This is a genomic window from Bradyrhizobium sp. CFUWI (assembly GCF_056429085.1).
The window spans coordinates 1-639 of the sequence record NZ_JBWJZE010000129.1 but is presented as its reverse complement, the minus strand read 5'-3'; the positions used below and the strand labels follow the sequence as shown (position 1 = coordinate 639).

The window sequence follows — 639 nt, the reverse complement described above, 5'->3', positions numbered from 1 at the left end:
GACGCTGACCATGGTGGGCGCATCGCTGCTGTGGGTGGGCTGGTTCGGCTTCAACGCCGGCTCGGCCGGTGCCGCCAACGGCGCTGCGGGCCTGGCCTTCGTGAACACCGTGCTCGCCACGGCCGCCGCCACCCTGAGCTGGCTCGCCGGCGAGGCGCTGCACAAGGGCAAGGCCTCCATGCTGGGTGCCGCCTCGGGCGCCGTGGCCGGCCTCGTGGCCGTCACGCCGGCTGCCGGTTTCGTGGGCCCCATGGGCGCCATCGTGCTGGGCCTGATCGCCGGTGTGGTCTGCCTCTGGGGCGTCGGTGGCCTCAAGAAAATGCTGGGTGCCGACGACGCGTTCGACGTGTTCGGCGTGCATGGCGTGGGCGGCATCGTCGGCGCCATCCTGACGGGCGTGTTCGCTTCGCAGGGCCTGGGCGGCACCGGCGGCCTGACCCCGGACACCTTCTCCATGGGTGCCCAGGTGTGGATCCAGGTCAAGAGCGTGGCGATCACGCTGGTGTGGTCCGCCGTGGTGGCATTCATCTCCTACAAGATCGCCGACCTGCTGGTGGGCCTGCGCGTCAGCGAGGAAGCCGAGCGCGAAGGGCTGGACATCACCTCGCACGGCGAGACCGCCTACAACCGCTGAAATTC

1 protein-coding gene is annotated in these 639 nt (G+C 70.3%); it reads left to right on the top strand.

Annotation, left to right across the window (positions count from 1 at the left end; all coding sequences use genetic code 11):
• Nucleotides 1-634 (top strand): ammonium transporter (locus AC066S_RS39035; RefSeq protein ID WP_478271936.1); only part of this gene is annotated, 634 nt, incomplete at its 5' end.
• Nucleotides 635-639: the final 5 nt, after the last annotated feature.